We start from the raw sequence: 15104 nt of genomic DNA, 5'->3' as shown, positions 1-15104 counted from the left end.
GTATTGCATACCACAACACAAAAGCCCCCACACTCCCGCTTATGGCGAGGGAATGGAGGCTTTTTGCTTCGTTCTAATTAGAAATCGAAGTTGTCCGGGTCTGGTCCTACACGAACATCTTCGTTGAGGGCGCTGATCCGATCCATCTCATCGTTGGACAATTCAAAGTCGAAGATAGAAGAGTTTTCGATGATCCGATGTTCCTTGGTGGACTTCGGAATGGTGATGACACCATTTTGCAGATCCCAGCGCAGGATGACTTGTGCCACGGATTTGCCTTTGGCTGAAGCGATCTCAGTGAGCACCGGGTTGTCCAGCAGTTGACCCTGCATCAACGGGGACCAGGCTTCAAGCTGGATGCCGTGCTTCTCACAGAAGGCTTTGAGTTCAACCTGAGTAAGGCGAGGATGATACTCAACTTGGTTAACCATCGGTTTCACTTTGGCATCCTTCATCAGGTCTTCAAGATGATGAATCTGGAAGTTACTTACGCCGATTGCTTTGATCCGGCCTGCTGCATAGAGCTCTTCCATGGCTTTCCACGCACCTTTGTATTTGCCTGCTTTTGGCCAGTGAATCAGGTACAGATCCAGATATTCCAGACCCAGCTTGTTCAAAGTTGTATCGAAGGCTGCAAGAGTCTCTTCATATCCAAGGTCTGCAGTCCAGGCTTTGGATGTGACAAACAGTTCTTCGCGCTTCAGGTTGTTCTCTTTCAATGCTTCGGCAATCGCCTGTCCGACACCGGATTCGTTACCATATATTGCGGCAGTATCAATGCTGCGGTAGCCATGCTGGATTGCTTTTTTGACCGCTTCGATCAATTCTGCGCCTTCTTCTACCTTAAATACTCCTAGTCCAAACCAAGGCATTTGAATGCCGTTATGCAAAGCTACTGTAGATTGTAAGTGTTGTGCTGTCATGTGATGTCCTCCTAAGTGTGTTCATAGTTCGTAAAAGTGATTCTCAAATCGTTTAATCTGATCCCGCAAAATTAAATGAGGGTAGATTAAATAGAGTTCAACATACTATAATACGATACCATGCGAAACCGGTTCCCTTAAATAGGGCTGCATGAGTGGCCGAACGTATCAGTCTGAGAATTCAGTCTTCGGTGCAGCCTGTTCCCATATAGAACGTTTATGCAACCGATGATTTGCGTTCAAGTACTCTAGCCCATCCTGTCAGGAGAACAGCGGCCAAAACCATAATTGCACCGACCCAAGTCGTGTGCACAAGCCCAATGGAGTCGGTAATGACTCCGCCCAGGTATGCGCCTATGGCGATACCCGCGTTAAAGGCAGCGATGTTGAAGGCTGAGGCCACATCCTTGGCCTGCGGCGCATAGCGTTCTGCAAGCGTTACGACATACATCTGAAGTCCGGGTACATTCATGAAGGCAAGCAGGCCCATGCCGAGAATGGTAAGTAGCGCTGCCAGCTTGAAGGGTACGGTAAAGTACAGTATAACCAGAATGACCGCCTGAACGATAAACATATAGAACAATGCCTTCAGCGGATTACGGTTGGCCGCTTTGCCGCCGATGATATTGCCGATCGCGATGGCGATTCCGTATAACAATAAAATAGCTGCCACGGTTTTCTCGGAATATCCGCTGATATCATGCAGAAGCGGAGACAGGTACGTGAAGACAACGAATGTACCTCCATATCCGACGGCTGTGATTGCAAATGCCAGCAGCATCCTTCCTCCCGTCACAAGCTTCAATTGGTCGCGGAATGCCGTCCGTGTTCCACGCTGCAGTGTGGAAGGAACGAGTACCATATTACCGATAAAGGCAATGATGCCGACAATAACAATGAGAACAAAGGCAGCACGCCAGCCTAAGTGTTGACCGATCAGCGTACCCAGAGGCACCCCGGTTACGGTAGCAATGGTCAGGCCCGAGAACATAATGGCGATGGCACTGGCCCGGCGGTTTGCTGGCACGAGATCAGCCGCAATGGTGGAACCAATAGACATAAATACACCATGCGACAGGGCTGAAATAATCCGGGCTATAAGCAGCATTGTGATGCCACTGGATAGCGCGGCCATCGTATTGCCTGCAATGAAAACAACCATGATGGCCATCAACAGTGTCTTGCGTGACACGGTTGAAGTTAATGAGGTCAGGATGGGCGCCCCGAAGGTTACACCGAGTGCATATAAAGTAACGGTCAGTCCCGCTGTAGTTACGGAAATGCCCAGGTCACCCGCAATGAGTGGCAGCAGTCCAACACTGATAAACTCAGTGGTGCCGATGGCAAATGCACTAATGGCCAGTGCGAGCAGGGCCCAGGTGCTGCGTTTTGAATCTTGTATCATGTTTCTTGTTCAACTCCCCGAATGTAGATTTACGTACCGGCAAATGCTATTATGAATTATTCGGTATAAAATGAATAGTACGTACTTTTTAGTACCATACGTACTTTTTGGTGCCTATATAGCTAATCTTGGTAAGTTCATCAGATGATTAGGGGAGGAAGCATATAATGAACAGAAAAAAATACAATATCTCGGTTGAGGCTACGCTTGAGGTGATCGGCGGCAAATGGAAGTGTGTCATTCTCTGTCATCTCACGCATGGCAAAAAGCGCACCAGTGATCTTAAGCGTATTATGCCCGCCATTACCCAAAAGATGTTAACCCAACAGCTCCGGGAGCTGGAGGATGACGGAATCGTGAACCGGATTGTCTATAATCAGGTCCCGCCCAAGGTAGAGTATGAGCTCAGTGAATATGGCTGGAGTCTGGAGCCGATTCTGAATGCACTATGCAATTGGGGAGAGCAGCACATCGTAAAGGAGTACGGAGACAAATCAGCAATGCTCGAGGACAATGGACTGAACCATTTTGATTCGGATGAGAACAAGGAGCTGATCAAGCAATGAATTACGAGATTTTGCATGAGGGTGCTTTTGCCATGCTCAAGGTTCGTTTGCAGCGTGGCGAGCGATTCAAGGCTGAGAGCGGCGCCATGGTATCCATGACGCCAACGGTTCAGCTAAAGGGATCTGCGGAGGGTGGCATGTTTGCCGGAATTGGAAGAATGATCAGCGGGGAGAAGTTCTTCTTTCAAGAGTTAACCGCTGCCGGAGGGCCTGCGGAAATTTTGCTGTCACCTTCCACCATGGGCGGTGTGGAGGCTGTTGAACTGGATGGCTCCTATTCGCTGTATGTGCAGAAGGATGGCTTTTTGGCCGGGACAGAAGGCATTCAGGTAAATAGTAAAATGCAAAACCTGAAGAAGGGACTCTTCTCGGGAGAGGGTTTCTTCATTATTGAGATCAGCGGGAAAGGTACGGTATTTCTGTCTTCCTATGGTGCAATTCATGCCATTCATCTGGCAGCGGGAGAAGAAGTCATTGTGGATAACGCGCACCTGGTTGCCTGGCCTCAATATATGGAGTATCATATCGAAAAAGCATCGCAGGGCTGGTTATCCAGTGTAACCAGTGGAGAAGGACTGGTATGCCGATTCAGAGGCGAGGGTACGGTCCTGATCCAGAGCCGCAATCCGCAAGGATTCGGACAATGGGTGAAGCAGTTCATCCCTTCACGCTGACGATCAGTCAGCATACGGATGATCTCTGCAATGCACACATACAACAAGTCCCAAGGCATCAGTGATGGAGGAATAAATGAGATGAGTTCACAGTATAAAAACGCACATGAAAGTCCAGGACACCTGCTGTGGCAGGTCACAACGATGTGGCAGAAGGAAGTACGCAGGGTGCTTGATCCATTGGGATTAACCCCGCCGCAATTTGTACTTCTGCATGGCTGTTTATGGCTGAATGAGAGAGATACGGAAGGGAAAGGCGTAACGCAGGTTCAGCTTGCGCATTTTGCCAACGTGGATGTGAATGTCACCTCTCAGGTTCTTCGAGCGCTTGAAAAACGGGGATTGATCCATCGCAGTCGCCATCAAACCGATACCCGTGCGAACATTATTGCTACAACGCCGGAAGGCACGGAACTGGCCAATCGGGGAATTCAGCTTGTGGAAGAGGCTGACAGACAATTCTTTGACCTGGTAAGCGATCATAAGGAAGAGTATATGGACATTATGCGGAAGCTTATCAAAAATAAATCGGAATAGTCGCTGTATTGCACCCCACAAGGTATTGAACTTTATATATAAATATCCCCCTCGAAGTAAGGTGAGATGAATGGCGCCTCCTTCTACATACAGACAATGAAAACCTCCCAGACACTGAGCCGGGAGGTTTTTTTGTAGTTCTATTCCAGTCGATACGAGGCAAACGGCTCGCCAAGACGGAACGAGTCGCTAAGTTGATCCAGCTCCGCGATCATGTCCGGCGTAAGCTCCAGACTCACACTAGCCAGATTGTGCTCTAGCTGCTCGGTACGCGTGGCTCCAACGATAACGGTTGAGACGGCAGGGCGAGCCAGCAGCCAGGCGAGCGACAGAACACTTGGTGAGCAACCGAATTCTGCCGCTTTTTCGCTTACTTGCTCTCCTAATCTGACATTATGCTCCAACAGGAACCGGTTGAAGGATGGATCCGTATCCGCTCGGGAGCCCGAAGGGATACCTGCTTGTCCGTTATATTTGCCTGTCAGTATGCCACCCGCAAGCGGGAAATACGGGATAATTCCGACGCCTTGATCGAGACACATCGGTACTAGTTCAAGCTCTGGAGTGCGGTCTGCCAGGGAGTAGCTGGTTTGAGTGGAAATATAGCGCACATGTCCCTTCAGGTCACTGATACCGAGAGCTTTCATGAGTTCCCAGGCTGCATAGTTGGAAGCCCCGATATAACGGACTTTACCGGAGGAGACCATGTCGTCCAGCGTTCGCAAGGTTTCCTCCAGCGGAGTGTGCGGATCAAATGTGTGGATCTGATACAGATCCACGTAGTCCGTCTGCAGACGCCGGAGGCTCTGTTCCAGTTCTTGCTGCAGATGATAGCGGGAGGATCCCCGCCCATGAGGACCGTCATGCCGGGGAAGTCCGGCCTTGGTTGCAAGCACAGCGTTTTCCCGTCTGCCTGCCAGAGCTTGTCCAATAATTCGTTCCGATTCGGTTCCAGCGTAGATGTTGGCGGTATCGATAAAGTTGATCCCCTGATCCAGTGCTGCATGAATGATACGGGTTGAAGCCGCGTCATCTGCACGTTTACCAAAAGCATTCGTACCGAGCCCAAGTGCAGATACACGCAAGCCGCTGTTGCCTAAACGTCGATATTCCATTCCTCATCGCTCCTTCTGTGTCCGTTCTTGTATAGCAGATTATAACGTAATCTATTGAAAACGTGTTATTAATATAGTTAAATGATTCTAAGAACCCGTTATTAAAGGAGATATGATGGAAAACAGTGCTGCACATTTAACCCGCCGGAAGCCGAAGAAACCGAAGAAGAGGTGGAAGAAACCTCTAATCATTACCCTAAGCGTGCTGATCGTGCTGGGAGGACTCGGATATGTCTATCAAAAACAGCTTGTGCTGCTGGCATTCGAACTATTTGCCTCAGGTACGGTGAAGGAAGCACTGGATGATTCCTACAAGCCGGTTGGGGATCCGAATGCAGAAGTCCCTGTGGTACAACACACCGACCCATTCTCACTACTGCTGCTGGGGATTGATCAACGGGATAACGAACCAAGCCGTTCTGATACGATCATCTATTCCGTCGTGCGTCCGGAAGACAACAAAGTGCTGCTGCTGTCCATTCCGCGAGACTCCTATACCGAGATTGTCGGCCGGGATGTGAAGTCGAAGATTAATTCAGCCTATGCCCATGGCGAAGCCAAGATGGCGATGGATACGGTGGAGAATCTGCTGGGGAACAAAGTGGACTTCTATGCCGCGATTAATTTTAACGGACTTAAGGATATTGTCGATGCGGTTGGCGGCGTTGAGCTGCCAATTAAGAAAAATATCGAGAACAAGCTCAAGAGTCATGAGAAGCTGTTTGTGGAAGCAAATAAACCCATCTATAGCGGCGAAGAAGCGCTTGGCTATGTCAGATACCGGGAAGACTCCGATTTTAACCGGACAATGCGGCACCGGATTTTCCTCAGCGCGTTCATGAACCGGGCGTTGGAGGTCAAAAATCTGACCAAAATTCCGGATGTCATCAAAATTGCCGGATCGAATTTTACAACAAATATGAGCTCGGATTTCATCGTGAACTTTGCCGAGTCCCTATATATGAAAGACAGCGCGCCAACGATCAGCAACTACATGCTGAAGGGTGAAGGTGCAACCCGCAGTGGCACATGGTATTACGATCTATCGGAGGACGATCTGCAATATGTACGGACCATGCTCAGCAATTGGCTGGACCCGAATGCCACCGAGATCATGGAACCTGAGTCAGCAGACGGAGATGAGAAAGATGCCGCATAAATCGCATCTATAATGTGGAATCATTTTGAATGGTGTGACCCCGAGGAGCGGGCTTGCTTCCCGGGGTTTTTGCTGTGCAGTTATGGCGATATACAAAACTCTTAGGCGAGAAGATACAACCCATCTCAATCTATAAGGTCATTTCATTGCATATGTATAGTAAAATATAGGTAAACAAATCAACATCAACCAATGGAGGAGCCTTATGAAGGACTTCAAGGACCGACTTCGCCAGGTTCAGGAACAGCAGAGGCAGCTGGTGAAAGAATACAACACGCTGCTTCAGGACTATCAGTCGGATGACCTGATTGTGCAGAATGAACAGCTTCGTGAGCAGGTGGATGCACACGAGCTGAAGCTGCGTCAGATCGAGGCACGTGCACGCAAGATGGAGGAGGAGAATGCCCGTCTTCGGATGGCATTGTCCGAACAGATGCTGGATGAGAAGCTGAATCTCATTCGGGTATCCCAGGAGAAGATGGAGACATATTTCCGCGGGAAAACAGGTGTACATAATGACCGGCTGGAAGCTCACGAACATCGTACCAAAATAAACATGAACGCTCTATTCAACAAGGCTTCAGAGGAGCTTCAGGAAGATGCGATGGAGTTCAAGGAGAGGATTGCTCATCTTGCTGCAGAGGTGAAGGAACGCATCGAACAGCATAGACAATCGTTAAGGGAACGGGAGGAAGCGGTGCGTCAACAGATGCAGCATGGCTATGAGCATATGGCCGAGGAAGGCTTGAGCGAAGAAACCATTCAGCGCCGGATTCGCCAGAACCGGATGGAGATGAAGATTGGGCTAAGCTGGATCAACAAGGTTGCCATTCTGCTTATTATTCTCGGTGTGGGCGCAGCATTCCGGTATTCGTACTCCACGTGGTTCAATGATGAGATGAAGGGCGGTGCATTCTTCCTGCTCGGTGTGCTGATGCTTGCCGGAGGAGAGTGGCTATTTCGGCGGAAACGTCAGACATTTGCGATGGGATTGCTCGGAGGTGGAATCTCCGTTCTGTTCGGCTCTATTTTCTACAGTTATTTTCTGCTTCATATTATTGGTTTATATACAGGTCTTGGACTTTCTGTACTTGTATCAGCGGTGTCCGTCCTGCTATCGCTAAGATATCAGTCGAGGACGATCTGCTCCCTCGGTCTGGTGGGCGGTTATCTGCCCCTGTTCTCGTATATGGCCTATTTCGGCCTTAGCGGAAACTCCGTGTATGTTGCCATGGCCTATATGCTGCTTCTGAACGGAATTATTGTACTCATTTCCTTCGGCAAACGTTGGCCAATCGTGCATTATATCAGTTTTCTGTTCAATACACCGTCCATGTTAATCCTCTTGTGGCTCTCGCCGAACAACGTTGTGGGCATGGTGTATTCGGTTGCTACGTTTGCATTATATCTGGGAATTACACTCGCGTATTCATTTAAACATCGGGTTAAACTGACCTGGTGGGATTTCGCTCTGCTGGCCATGAATACGAGCATCAGCTGTCTGATGCTGTATGTGCTCTTTGACGCAGAAAGCTGGGATGATGCGCAGGGATTGCTGGCACTTATATTCTCCCTGGTGTACGTAGGACTCGCCCGGTGGGTACAGCGCAATATGGTTCAGGAGAAACAAACCATACTATTGTTCTATATCACATCCCTAACCTTTGCCATTCTGATGATCCCGTTCCAGTTTGGGGCGAAGTGGCTGTCCATGGGATGGTTAATCGAGGGTATTTTGCTTGTTATGCTGGGTCATCTGAAACAGTTCAGGTCGGTAGAACGTGCGGGATGGGGCGTTGTGCTCCTGTGCGTGTTCACCTTCGTATATTATGATGTGCTGGTGCTGTATGTGGTGGGAGAGCAATCCTACTTTATGCTGAAATACTCCTGCATTACGCTGGGGGCCCTCTTGATTACATTGTATTATGCTATGGTTGGCAGCGGGAAAGGGTTATTGGCCAAAACCAAGATTAATCATAGTGTGCTGGAGCTCGGCACGCTGAATATATTCAAGTACGTCACCCTCGGCAACCTATGGATATATGTTTTGTACGAATCCAATGAACTGTATACCCGAGCGGTCGATGGGACGTTCCTGCTCTACTTGTTCTACAAATGGCTGATGTTCGCTGCACTAACCATCGCGCTAGCGTATGCCTTAGGCCAAGTTAAGTTATTCCATGACCAGATGGTGAAGTACTACACAACGTTCCTGCATGCAGCAGGCTGCTGTATTGCACTTGCGGTGACGTTGTCCATGCCAGCACTCGATCCGGGAGCCCAGCAGCATACGGCAGCAGAGATTGTGGGATTGCTGGTTCTGATTATTTTTAATATTGGTGTGTTTTTCGCTGGAAGAGACTTGCTGATTGCGGGCATACGCGGACAGTTCAAGAGCGTAGAGTGGTACCCGGTCATTGCGGGAATTTACCTGCTGGGTGTCATCACGGTCTTCCTGACGGTGCAGTTCCAATGGGGGGACATCGGTCTGATGTTCAGCCTGATTTATCTGCTGCTTGCGATTCTCTATATTGCGTACGGATTCCGTAGGAGGTACGTCATGATTCGTCGTCTCGGACTCGGTCTGACCTTGTTCTCCACGGGGAAAATGGTATTCTACGATGTCGGCTTGCTAACAACGGGCAGCAAAATCATCGCCTACTTTAGCTTCGGTGTGTTATTGCTGGGCATTTCGTATCTGTATCAGAAGGTATCCAGTCGGATGGAGGAAGCTCAGGTCAAGAAGACACCGCCGGTTGAAGAACCGGATCGGTCTGAGTAAGTACTATTTGAAATATGATTATAAATTTCTAAGCAAACAGGCCTCTTGCCGCTGTGATGTCAGCGTCTAAGGGGCTTCTTCATGTGGGCATGGCACGAGTATGTGTGCAGGGAGTTATGTCTATTAAAACGATGATTATGACATTGGTGAAACGTTTATTACAAGGATCGCGTTATAATAGAATAAGCTCATGGATGGGTGTTCAGATGCAACCAGGATGTTTCGGAAGCAGGTGTTCCGTTCAATGATTCGCCGCGTTCGTCCGTTACGCGTGATAGCACGGTAAGTGTAATGGACAGGGCGAAGGCGAGCAATACGTAGATGAAAATGTTCTTTTTGTTCATGGTGATATACCTCTCTTGTTGATTAGGCTAATTGAAAGCTCGTTATGAGAAAAAAAGCACAACGTCTGGTATAGTATAGAAACGAATACATCATTGCCTGTATACACTATATAAATAGCCAGGAATGCAAACAATGGAACAAATCTGATGAAGTTATCATTATTCATGAAACTCATAGAGCTAGAGTGAAAATTGAAGGTGGGAGATGAACATGCGGGAGACGGCCAAAATCGTCATTCGTACACCTGGGCAGGAGAGCGACGGTTCATTTGCTTATGTAAGCCAGGGACGCTCCATCACGGTGGGGCGTTATACGGGCGGCGGTGAATCGGACTTGTCCGTGTATAATCAGTTGATATCGAAGCGGCACTGCCGTATTCATTATGATGCACAGTGTCAGCTGTGGGTTGAGGATCTGGATAGCAAAAATGGGACCGAATTGAACGGGCAACGGCTCGTTCCCTATGAGAAATATCCGTTTGCCGAAGGAGACATCCTGACCATGGTCAATGGCTTGATCCAGCTTCGGATGGAGGGTGATCTCGAAGAAACGCGTGAATACCGCATATCCGATCTGCTCGGTGAGGGAGTCCGGGTGCATGATCACCTGCAGACCGTACAGATTGGCGAGGTGGAGATTCCGCTGTCGAAGAAGGAGTTCCAGCTGTTCAAGCTGCTGTATAGTCAATTGGATCATTTTGTGACGAGAGAGCAGATCGTTGGCCAGGTATGGCCGGAACGAAGTATGCTGGAGAGCGATTCGGTAGGAATTGATGAGATCAACTCGCTGATCTATCGGACCAATCGCAAGTTGGGTGTCCATTTTACGATCAAATCCGTCTACAAAAAGGGTGTATACATGAAGTCACATGTGCCTGGCGTTATGGGCGGCATGATGTAACCAGTCTGAATGAACAAAGGGATGAGACCATGTTGATCATTCAAATCATTCCATGGCTGATTGCCGTGGTGATGCTGATCGCCGTAATATCCATCGTGCTGGTCAGCTGGAAAAATGGAATCTCACCCATGCCCACATCCGGAATCGTCCGGCAGGTGGTTATTCAGGAGATTAATCGCATTCCGGGGTATGGGGATATCATTGAGGCAGGCTCCGGTTGGGGGACACTGGGATTGGATATCGTCCGTCATTGTCCGGGCAAGCGAATTACCGGCATTGAGAACTCGCTCATTCCTTTCTGGTTCTCTCAAGTCATGTCCAGCCTGATGGTTGGATTCAGGAAAGCCAAGGGTGAGCGGAATTCACTGAAAGGTCGGCTTCGGTTCAGACGCGGGGATATCTACAAGAGCTCCTATGAGCATGCAGACGGTGTCGTTTGTTATTTATTTCCTGGGGCTATGACCCGGCTCATGGACAAGTTTAGCCGGGAGCTTCCACCAGGGGCACGGGTTATCAGTGTATGTTTTGCGCTTCCGGGGAAAGTTCCTCTCCGAACGATTACGTGCAAGGATGCCTTGCGTACGAAGGTTTATGTATACACATTTTGAAGAGAAAGATTGCTTTAACTTTCCCACAAGAGAAAGCTCTGTGATCCTGTTACCAAAAGGATAACGAAAGAAGGCGCCGAACCCACTTCTAAAGTGAATTCGGCGCCTTCTGTTGTTATCCTGAACAGGCGTTTTATTTTATACCGATCAGTTGTCATACTTTATTTTGCGGAGTCTGTCGTGCTTGTACTTGTACTTGTGCTGTCTGTCGTTGTTCCGGGCTCGGTTCTGTTTCGTCCGCCTCCGAATCCGCCTTGGCCGCGTCCTCCACCAGGACCACCCATACCTGTATTGGCAGTGGTTACACCCGATTCATTCACCCAGGTAACGTTGCTTGTGGATTGGAATGCAACCACTTTGGTGCCGCCACTGTACGTACCGTCTGTGTACAGGCCATCTGTAGCTGTACCGGTTGATGTTCCGCCGGAGTAGATTTCATAAGAACCGTCTTCTTTCAGGTCAGGCGAGCTGATGACTACGGATTGATAATCTTTTGCCGGTGCAAAGGTCAGGATGCTGTTGCCATCGCTGTCTTGTACGTGAACCAGCGTTCCGGCTTTCCGCGTTTCAGGGAATGTCATTACAATGGTGTTTTGTGTTGAGGAATCCGAGGTACCTTGTGCCATACCGGAACTGCCGGCAGCGATCAGATACCCACCACTCAGTTCAAATGTGCCATCATAATCCAGTGGTCCGTTGCCGTCATTCGTCGGACCGTTTACAATCACAGTTCCGCCAGTCATGTAGATGGAACCATTGGAGTCAAGTCCGTCACCGTCTGCATTGACGGTAAGGGATCCACCATTAATATGAAGCTTACTGTTTCCGGCAGATTCACCCGGCATACCTCCTGGAGCACCGCCTTGTGGACGAGTATTGCCACCTGCGTCTGTGCTTTGATCTGCTTGATCCGCATCTGTAATTGTTGATGTTGTACCTGTCGTCTCGGTTACAGAGATGTTGGAAGCTTTAGTGGCATCAGCGGTTTGAGTGCTGTCTGCTTCTGTAGTGGTTGCAGCAGCATCTGCCGCAGTTGCAGTGATGTCACCCGAAGCATTTACGCCATCATCCGAAGACGTAACGTCCACATCACCATCATTCAGTGTAATTGTTGCTCCCTCAAGTCCTTCGTAGCTCTTCGCAATGTTGATCGTTCCACCGTTAATGGTGAGTGCCAGATCGGCATGAATACCGTCATCGCCGGATTCCAGGGTGATCTTGCCGTCGTTGATCGTTACATTGCTGTTGCTGTGCAGGGAATCATCCATGGAGTCAATGGTATACGTACCGCCATTAACGGTAAGATCTGCCCCTGCTTTAAGTGCTTTGGCACTTGTCGATTCTGTTTCTGTTGTAGTTGTTGCCGCAGCATCTGCATCCAAAGCAGCAGTCGATGTCGCATTGGCAGAGCTTGTTGCTGCCGTACCAGCTGCATTCGCTCCATCATTCGTCGGCATATCAGCAGGCGGTTCACCATCTGGTGGAGTACCCATGTCTGTTGGAGGTGTTCCACCGCCCCAGCCACCACCACCGCCGAATGGACCCTCTTCAGCTTTGGCTGGTGCATTGGCGCTGCCGCCCCCAGTGACGATGTTAAAGGTTCCGCCATCCGTAACGAGGGCAGTCTCAGCCTGAATACCATCGTTACCGCTTTGGATATTGAATGTACCCCCGGCAATGGCGACGAAACCTTTTTCGGCATCTGTATCATTGGTCGCTTTCATACCGTCACCTTCAGCATCAACCGTAATGCTACCTTCCTGGATTGCAAGCATATCCTTACCTTTGATGCCGTCGTCTGCCGCCTTGACGTTAATGGTGCCACTTACAATTTTGAGATCATCCTTGCTTGTAATTCCTTCGTTGTAGTTACCTGTTACGGTGAGTTTACCTGTGCCGTTAAATGTCAGATCGGCCTTGCTGAAGATGGCTGCATCGGGCTCATCCGTTGCATCATCAGCGTATACATAGGTTGTACCATCCGAAACAGCATTTTCCGTTCCTTCTTGCAGGGTAATCAACGCTTTGCCTGCTTCCTTGATGTAGATGGCCGCACTGTCGTTATCGTGAATGGTTGCTCCATTCAGCACGAGGTGAACGGTTCCTTTATCGGTTACATTAACGATAATCTGTCCATCTGTCAGTTCCCCGCTAAGCACGTAAGTGCCTGCTTCGGAGATGGTTACCGATCCGTTCGCCGCTTTGGCTCCGGAACCAGTAACGGTCGCTGTCTTCCCGCTCAGTTGAATGGTTGTAGAGTCGGCTTCACTCCAGCTTACATTGGTATCATCTGCATCCATGGAGACCAAATCTGCATATTTGACGGAGGTCTGCTCACTAACGGAAACGGTTTTGGTTGTGCCTGTTGTTGACGTTGCGGCGTTGGCGGTTGTGCTTGTCGCTCCTGGAGCACTGCATGCTGTAACCATTGCGGTAATCATCGCTACGGACCATAACTTGCTGCCTGTAATCCATTTTTTATTCATAATATATCGTTCCTCTCGATTATAAAATGTCTCGAATTAATATTCCGGCGTTGGTGCCATGTTGAGGGAGATATCCAGATTCCCGTTACGTGTACGAACGGCATCAAGGAATTCCTTCTGATTGACGTGTTGGCCAAGGTGAACCAGATAGACCAGTTCGTACAAGCTGCCGAGTTCGGTTGTTCTCACTTTGTTCAACTGATATTCAACATTGAATTTTTTGAATACTTCATCAAAAGCTTCTTCATAGCTCAGGTTTTCAGGAATGGTGACTTTAAGCAATTTTTGTTGACTCTTTTTGGCTCCGAATTTGAAATAGCTCAGAACAAACATCAGTACACACAAGATGATGGTGAACAATACCGCGTATCCGAATGCACCGACGCCGCAGGCAAGACCAGAAGCCATGGTGAACAGGACGTAGGAGATATCCTTTGGATCACCAGGTGCGCTTCGGAAACGGATAATCGAGAAGGCGCCGGCCAAGCTGAAGGCGCGGGCTACGTTGCTGCCGATCAGCAGGATGATGATCGCAACAATCACGGGCAGGACAACCATGGTTAACGTGAAACTCTGCGAGTATGTGGTGGCATTGGTTTTCATGTATGTGAGACTGATAATTGCACCCATCAGGATGGCTAGGCCAATCGTAATCACGGCACTGCTGAATGTCAGCGTTGTGTCGGTTATAGCAGAACTGAAAATGGAATCAAGCATATACTACACTCTCTCTTTCTATGATCGTTTGGTTTGGTTTCATGGCTGGATCGAAGTCGGTACCCGGAACGAGGATTCGCTCGCCTTGGTAGTTCAGATTCGTCGTTCTGACGAGACGCTTGAATTCGTTGCCGTATTTGGAGAAGCCTACACGGTACAAGCCGTGCTCAGACAACAGCTGGGATAACCAGAACGGAACGGTTTTCTCCGCCTTGACCTCCATCAGCCAGCGACCGTCTTCCACCAGTGGTTCACCGTAATCCCCTTGTTCCAGCTTCAGATCGTATCTGCGGCTGCGGATATTGGTGTCAAAGGTGATGCGGAGATCACGGCTGTTCTTATCGAACAATGCCTTGCGTTCATAGGCCAGATACACTTTTGGTTCCAGATCGTATAAGCGGAGGAAATATTCGATTTCATCGACAACCTGCTTGTTCATGTAGTCAGCCAGCCCAGGCGCCTGTCCCGTACGGACGAATTCATAAGCCTCATCCAGCATCAGGGCAGTTCTTCTTTTGTTGACCAAGCCGAACACTTTCTTTTTGATCTCCAGATACACCTTGGCATTTTCTTCAGGTACCCCGTAAGCCCGCAGTCTCAGCTTCTCCTTGTACTTGGGCTTGGAGAGGCTGGCACGGATCAGGGAATCCTGCGGAGTATCGAAGTACAGGTTGCTGATGGAGTAGAACTCGTGTTTCTTGTTGTATGCGTCCAGCTCCATGTACTTCAGCAGATCACGGTAGAAATGCTCATATTGCTCATCGGTCAGAAGATACTTGCTCTCATATCGGTTGAATACTTCAATCGCCATTTAAGATTCATTCCTTTCATCCATGGGTTGTATGTTTTGTTTCATCGTGTATTGCTTCCATGTCTGTATCTTAGAG

Annotated in this window: 14 protein-coding genes; 7 read left to right on the top strand and 7 right to left on the bottom strand. The window is 49.0% G+C overall.

From position 1 onward, the window contains the following. Window positions 1-77 precede the first annotated feature (77 nt). Window positions 78-923 (bottom strand): aldo/keto reductase, encoded by an 846-nt coding sequence (locus ABGV42_RS29415; protein WP_347384884.1) that lies wholly within the window; start codon window positions 921-923, stop codon window positions 78-80. 217 nt (window positions 924-1140) lie between these two features. Continuing rightward, a complete protein-coding gene (locus ABGV42_RS29410) occupies window positions 1141-2328 on the bottom strand; it encodes an MFS transporter (protein ID WP_347384883.1) in 1188 nt (395 codons plus the stop codon). A 167-nt stretch (window positions 2329-2495) separates the two neighbouring features. Between ABGV42_RS29410 and ABGV42_RS29405 the strand changes: the two genes are divergently transcribed. From ABGV42_RS29405 to ABGV42_RS29395, 3 genes are all read left to right on the top strand, one after another. Then, a complete protein-coding gene (locus tag ABGV42_RS29405; RefSeq protein WP_095290738.1) occupies window positions 2496-2894 on the top strand; it encodes a winged helix-turn-helix transcriptional regulator in 399 nt (132 codons plus the stop codon). Then, window positions 2891-3568, top strand: a complete 678-nt coding sequence (locus tag ABGV42_RS29400) for a TIGR00266 family protein (RefSeq protein WP_347384882.1) — start codon at window positions 2891-2893, stop codon at window positions 3566-3568. Before ABGV42_RS29405 ends, ABGV42_RS29400 begins: the two co-directional genes overlap by 4 nt. 81 nt (window positions 3569-3649) lie before the next feature. After that, a complete protein-coding gene (locus tag ABGV42_RS29395; protein ID WP_095360216.1) occupies window positions 3650-4105 on the top strand; it encodes a MarR family winged helix-turn-helix transcriptional regulator in 456 nt (151 codons plus the stop codon). Between the two features lie 140 nt (window positions 4106-4245). Here the strand turns inward: ABGV42_RS29395 and ABGV42_RS29390 are convergent, their stop codons facing one another. Continuing rightward, window positions 4246-5220: an aldo/keto reductase gene (locus tag ABGV42_RS29390; RefSeq protein ID WP_347384881.1), complete on the bottom strand. Its 975-nt coding sequence runs from the start codon at window positions 5218-5220 to the stop codon at window positions 4246-4248. A 112-nt stretch (window positions 5221-5332) separates the two neighbouring features. Here ABGV42_RS29390 and ABGV42_RS29385 point away from each other — a divergent pair, with 112 nt between their 5' ends. Together ABGV42_RS29385 and ABGV42_RS29380 are read left to right on the top strand one after the other, a co-directional pair. Continuing rightward, window positions 5333-6379, top strand: a complete 1047-nt coding sequence (locus ABGV42_RS29385) for an LCP family protein (RefSeq protein WP_347384880.1) — start codon at window positions 5333-5335, stop codon at window positions 6377-6379. Window positions 6380-6584: 205 nt separating this feature from the next. Beyond that, entirely contained in the window at window positions 6585-9161 is a 2577-nt protein-coding gene (locus ABGV42_RS29380; RefSeq protein ID WP_347384879.1) for a DUF2339 domain-containing protein, read from the top strand. Window positions 9162-9349: 188 nt separating this feature from the next. On the opposite strand, the gene ABGV42_RS29375 is transcribed toward ABGV42_RS29380, so the two are convergent. Further along, window positions 9350-9505: a hypothetical protein gene (locus tag ABGV42_RS29375; RefSeq protein ID WP_347384878.1), complete on the bottom strand. Its 156-nt coding sequence runs from the start codon at window positions 9503-9505 to the stop codon at window positions 9350-9352. 211 nt (window positions 9506-9716) lie between these two features. Here ABGV42_RS29375 and ABGV42_RS29370 point away from each other — a divergent pair, with 211 nt between their 5' ends. Then, a complete protein-coding gene (locus ABGV42_RS29370) occupies window positions 9717-10406 on the top strand; it encodes an FHA domain-containing protein (RefSeq protein WP_347384877.1) in 690 nt (229 codons plus the stop codon). Between the two features lie 29 nt (window positions 10407-10435). Beyond that, the gene (locus ABGV42_RS29365) at window positions 10436-11014 is read left to right on the top strand and encodes a class I SAM-dependent methyltransferase (protein ID WP_347384876.1); all 579 of its coding nucleotides are present in this window, start codon (window positions 10436-10438) and stop codon (window positions 11012-11014) included. Between the two features lie 161 nt (window positions 11015-11175). Here ABGV42_RS29365 and ABGV42_RS29360 read toward each other — a convergent pair whose 3' ends face one another. Genes ABGV42_RS29360 through ABGV42_RS29350 form a run of 3 tightly spaced genes read right to left on the bottom strand, consistent with a single transcriptional unit; the run spans window position 11176 to window position 15028 of the window. After that, window positions 11176-13500, bottom strand: a complete 2325-nt coding sequence (locus tag ABGV42_RS29360; RefSeq protein ID WP_347384875.1) for a carbohydrate-binding domain-containing protein — start codon at window positions 13498-13500, stop codon at window positions 11176-11178. 36 nt (window positions 13501-13536) lie between these two features. Further along, window positions 13537-14217, bottom strand: a complete 681-nt coding sequence (locus tag ABGV42_RS29355) for a DUF4956 domain-containing protein (RefSeq protein ID WP_347384874.1) — start codon at window positions 14215-14217, stop codon at window positions 13537-13539. After that, window positions 14210-15028: a polyphosphate polymerase domain-containing protein gene (locus ABGV42_RS29350; RefSeq protein WP_347384873.1), complete on the bottom strand. Its 819-nt coding sequence runs from the start codon at window positions 15026-15028 to the stop codon at window positions 14210-14212. The genes ABGV42_RS29355 and ABGV42_RS29350 overlap by 8 nt, the downstream gene beginning before the upstream one ends. Window positions 15029-15104: the final 76 nt, after the last annotated feature.

The sequence above is a fragment of the Paenibacillus pabuli genome, from assembly GCF_039831995.1.
Taxonomy (GTDB): domain Bacteria; phylum Bacillota; class Bacilli; order Paenibacillales; family Paenibacillaceae; genus Paenibacillus; species Paenibacillus pabuli_C.
This window is presented reverse-complemented; position numbering and strand designations above follow the sequence as displayed.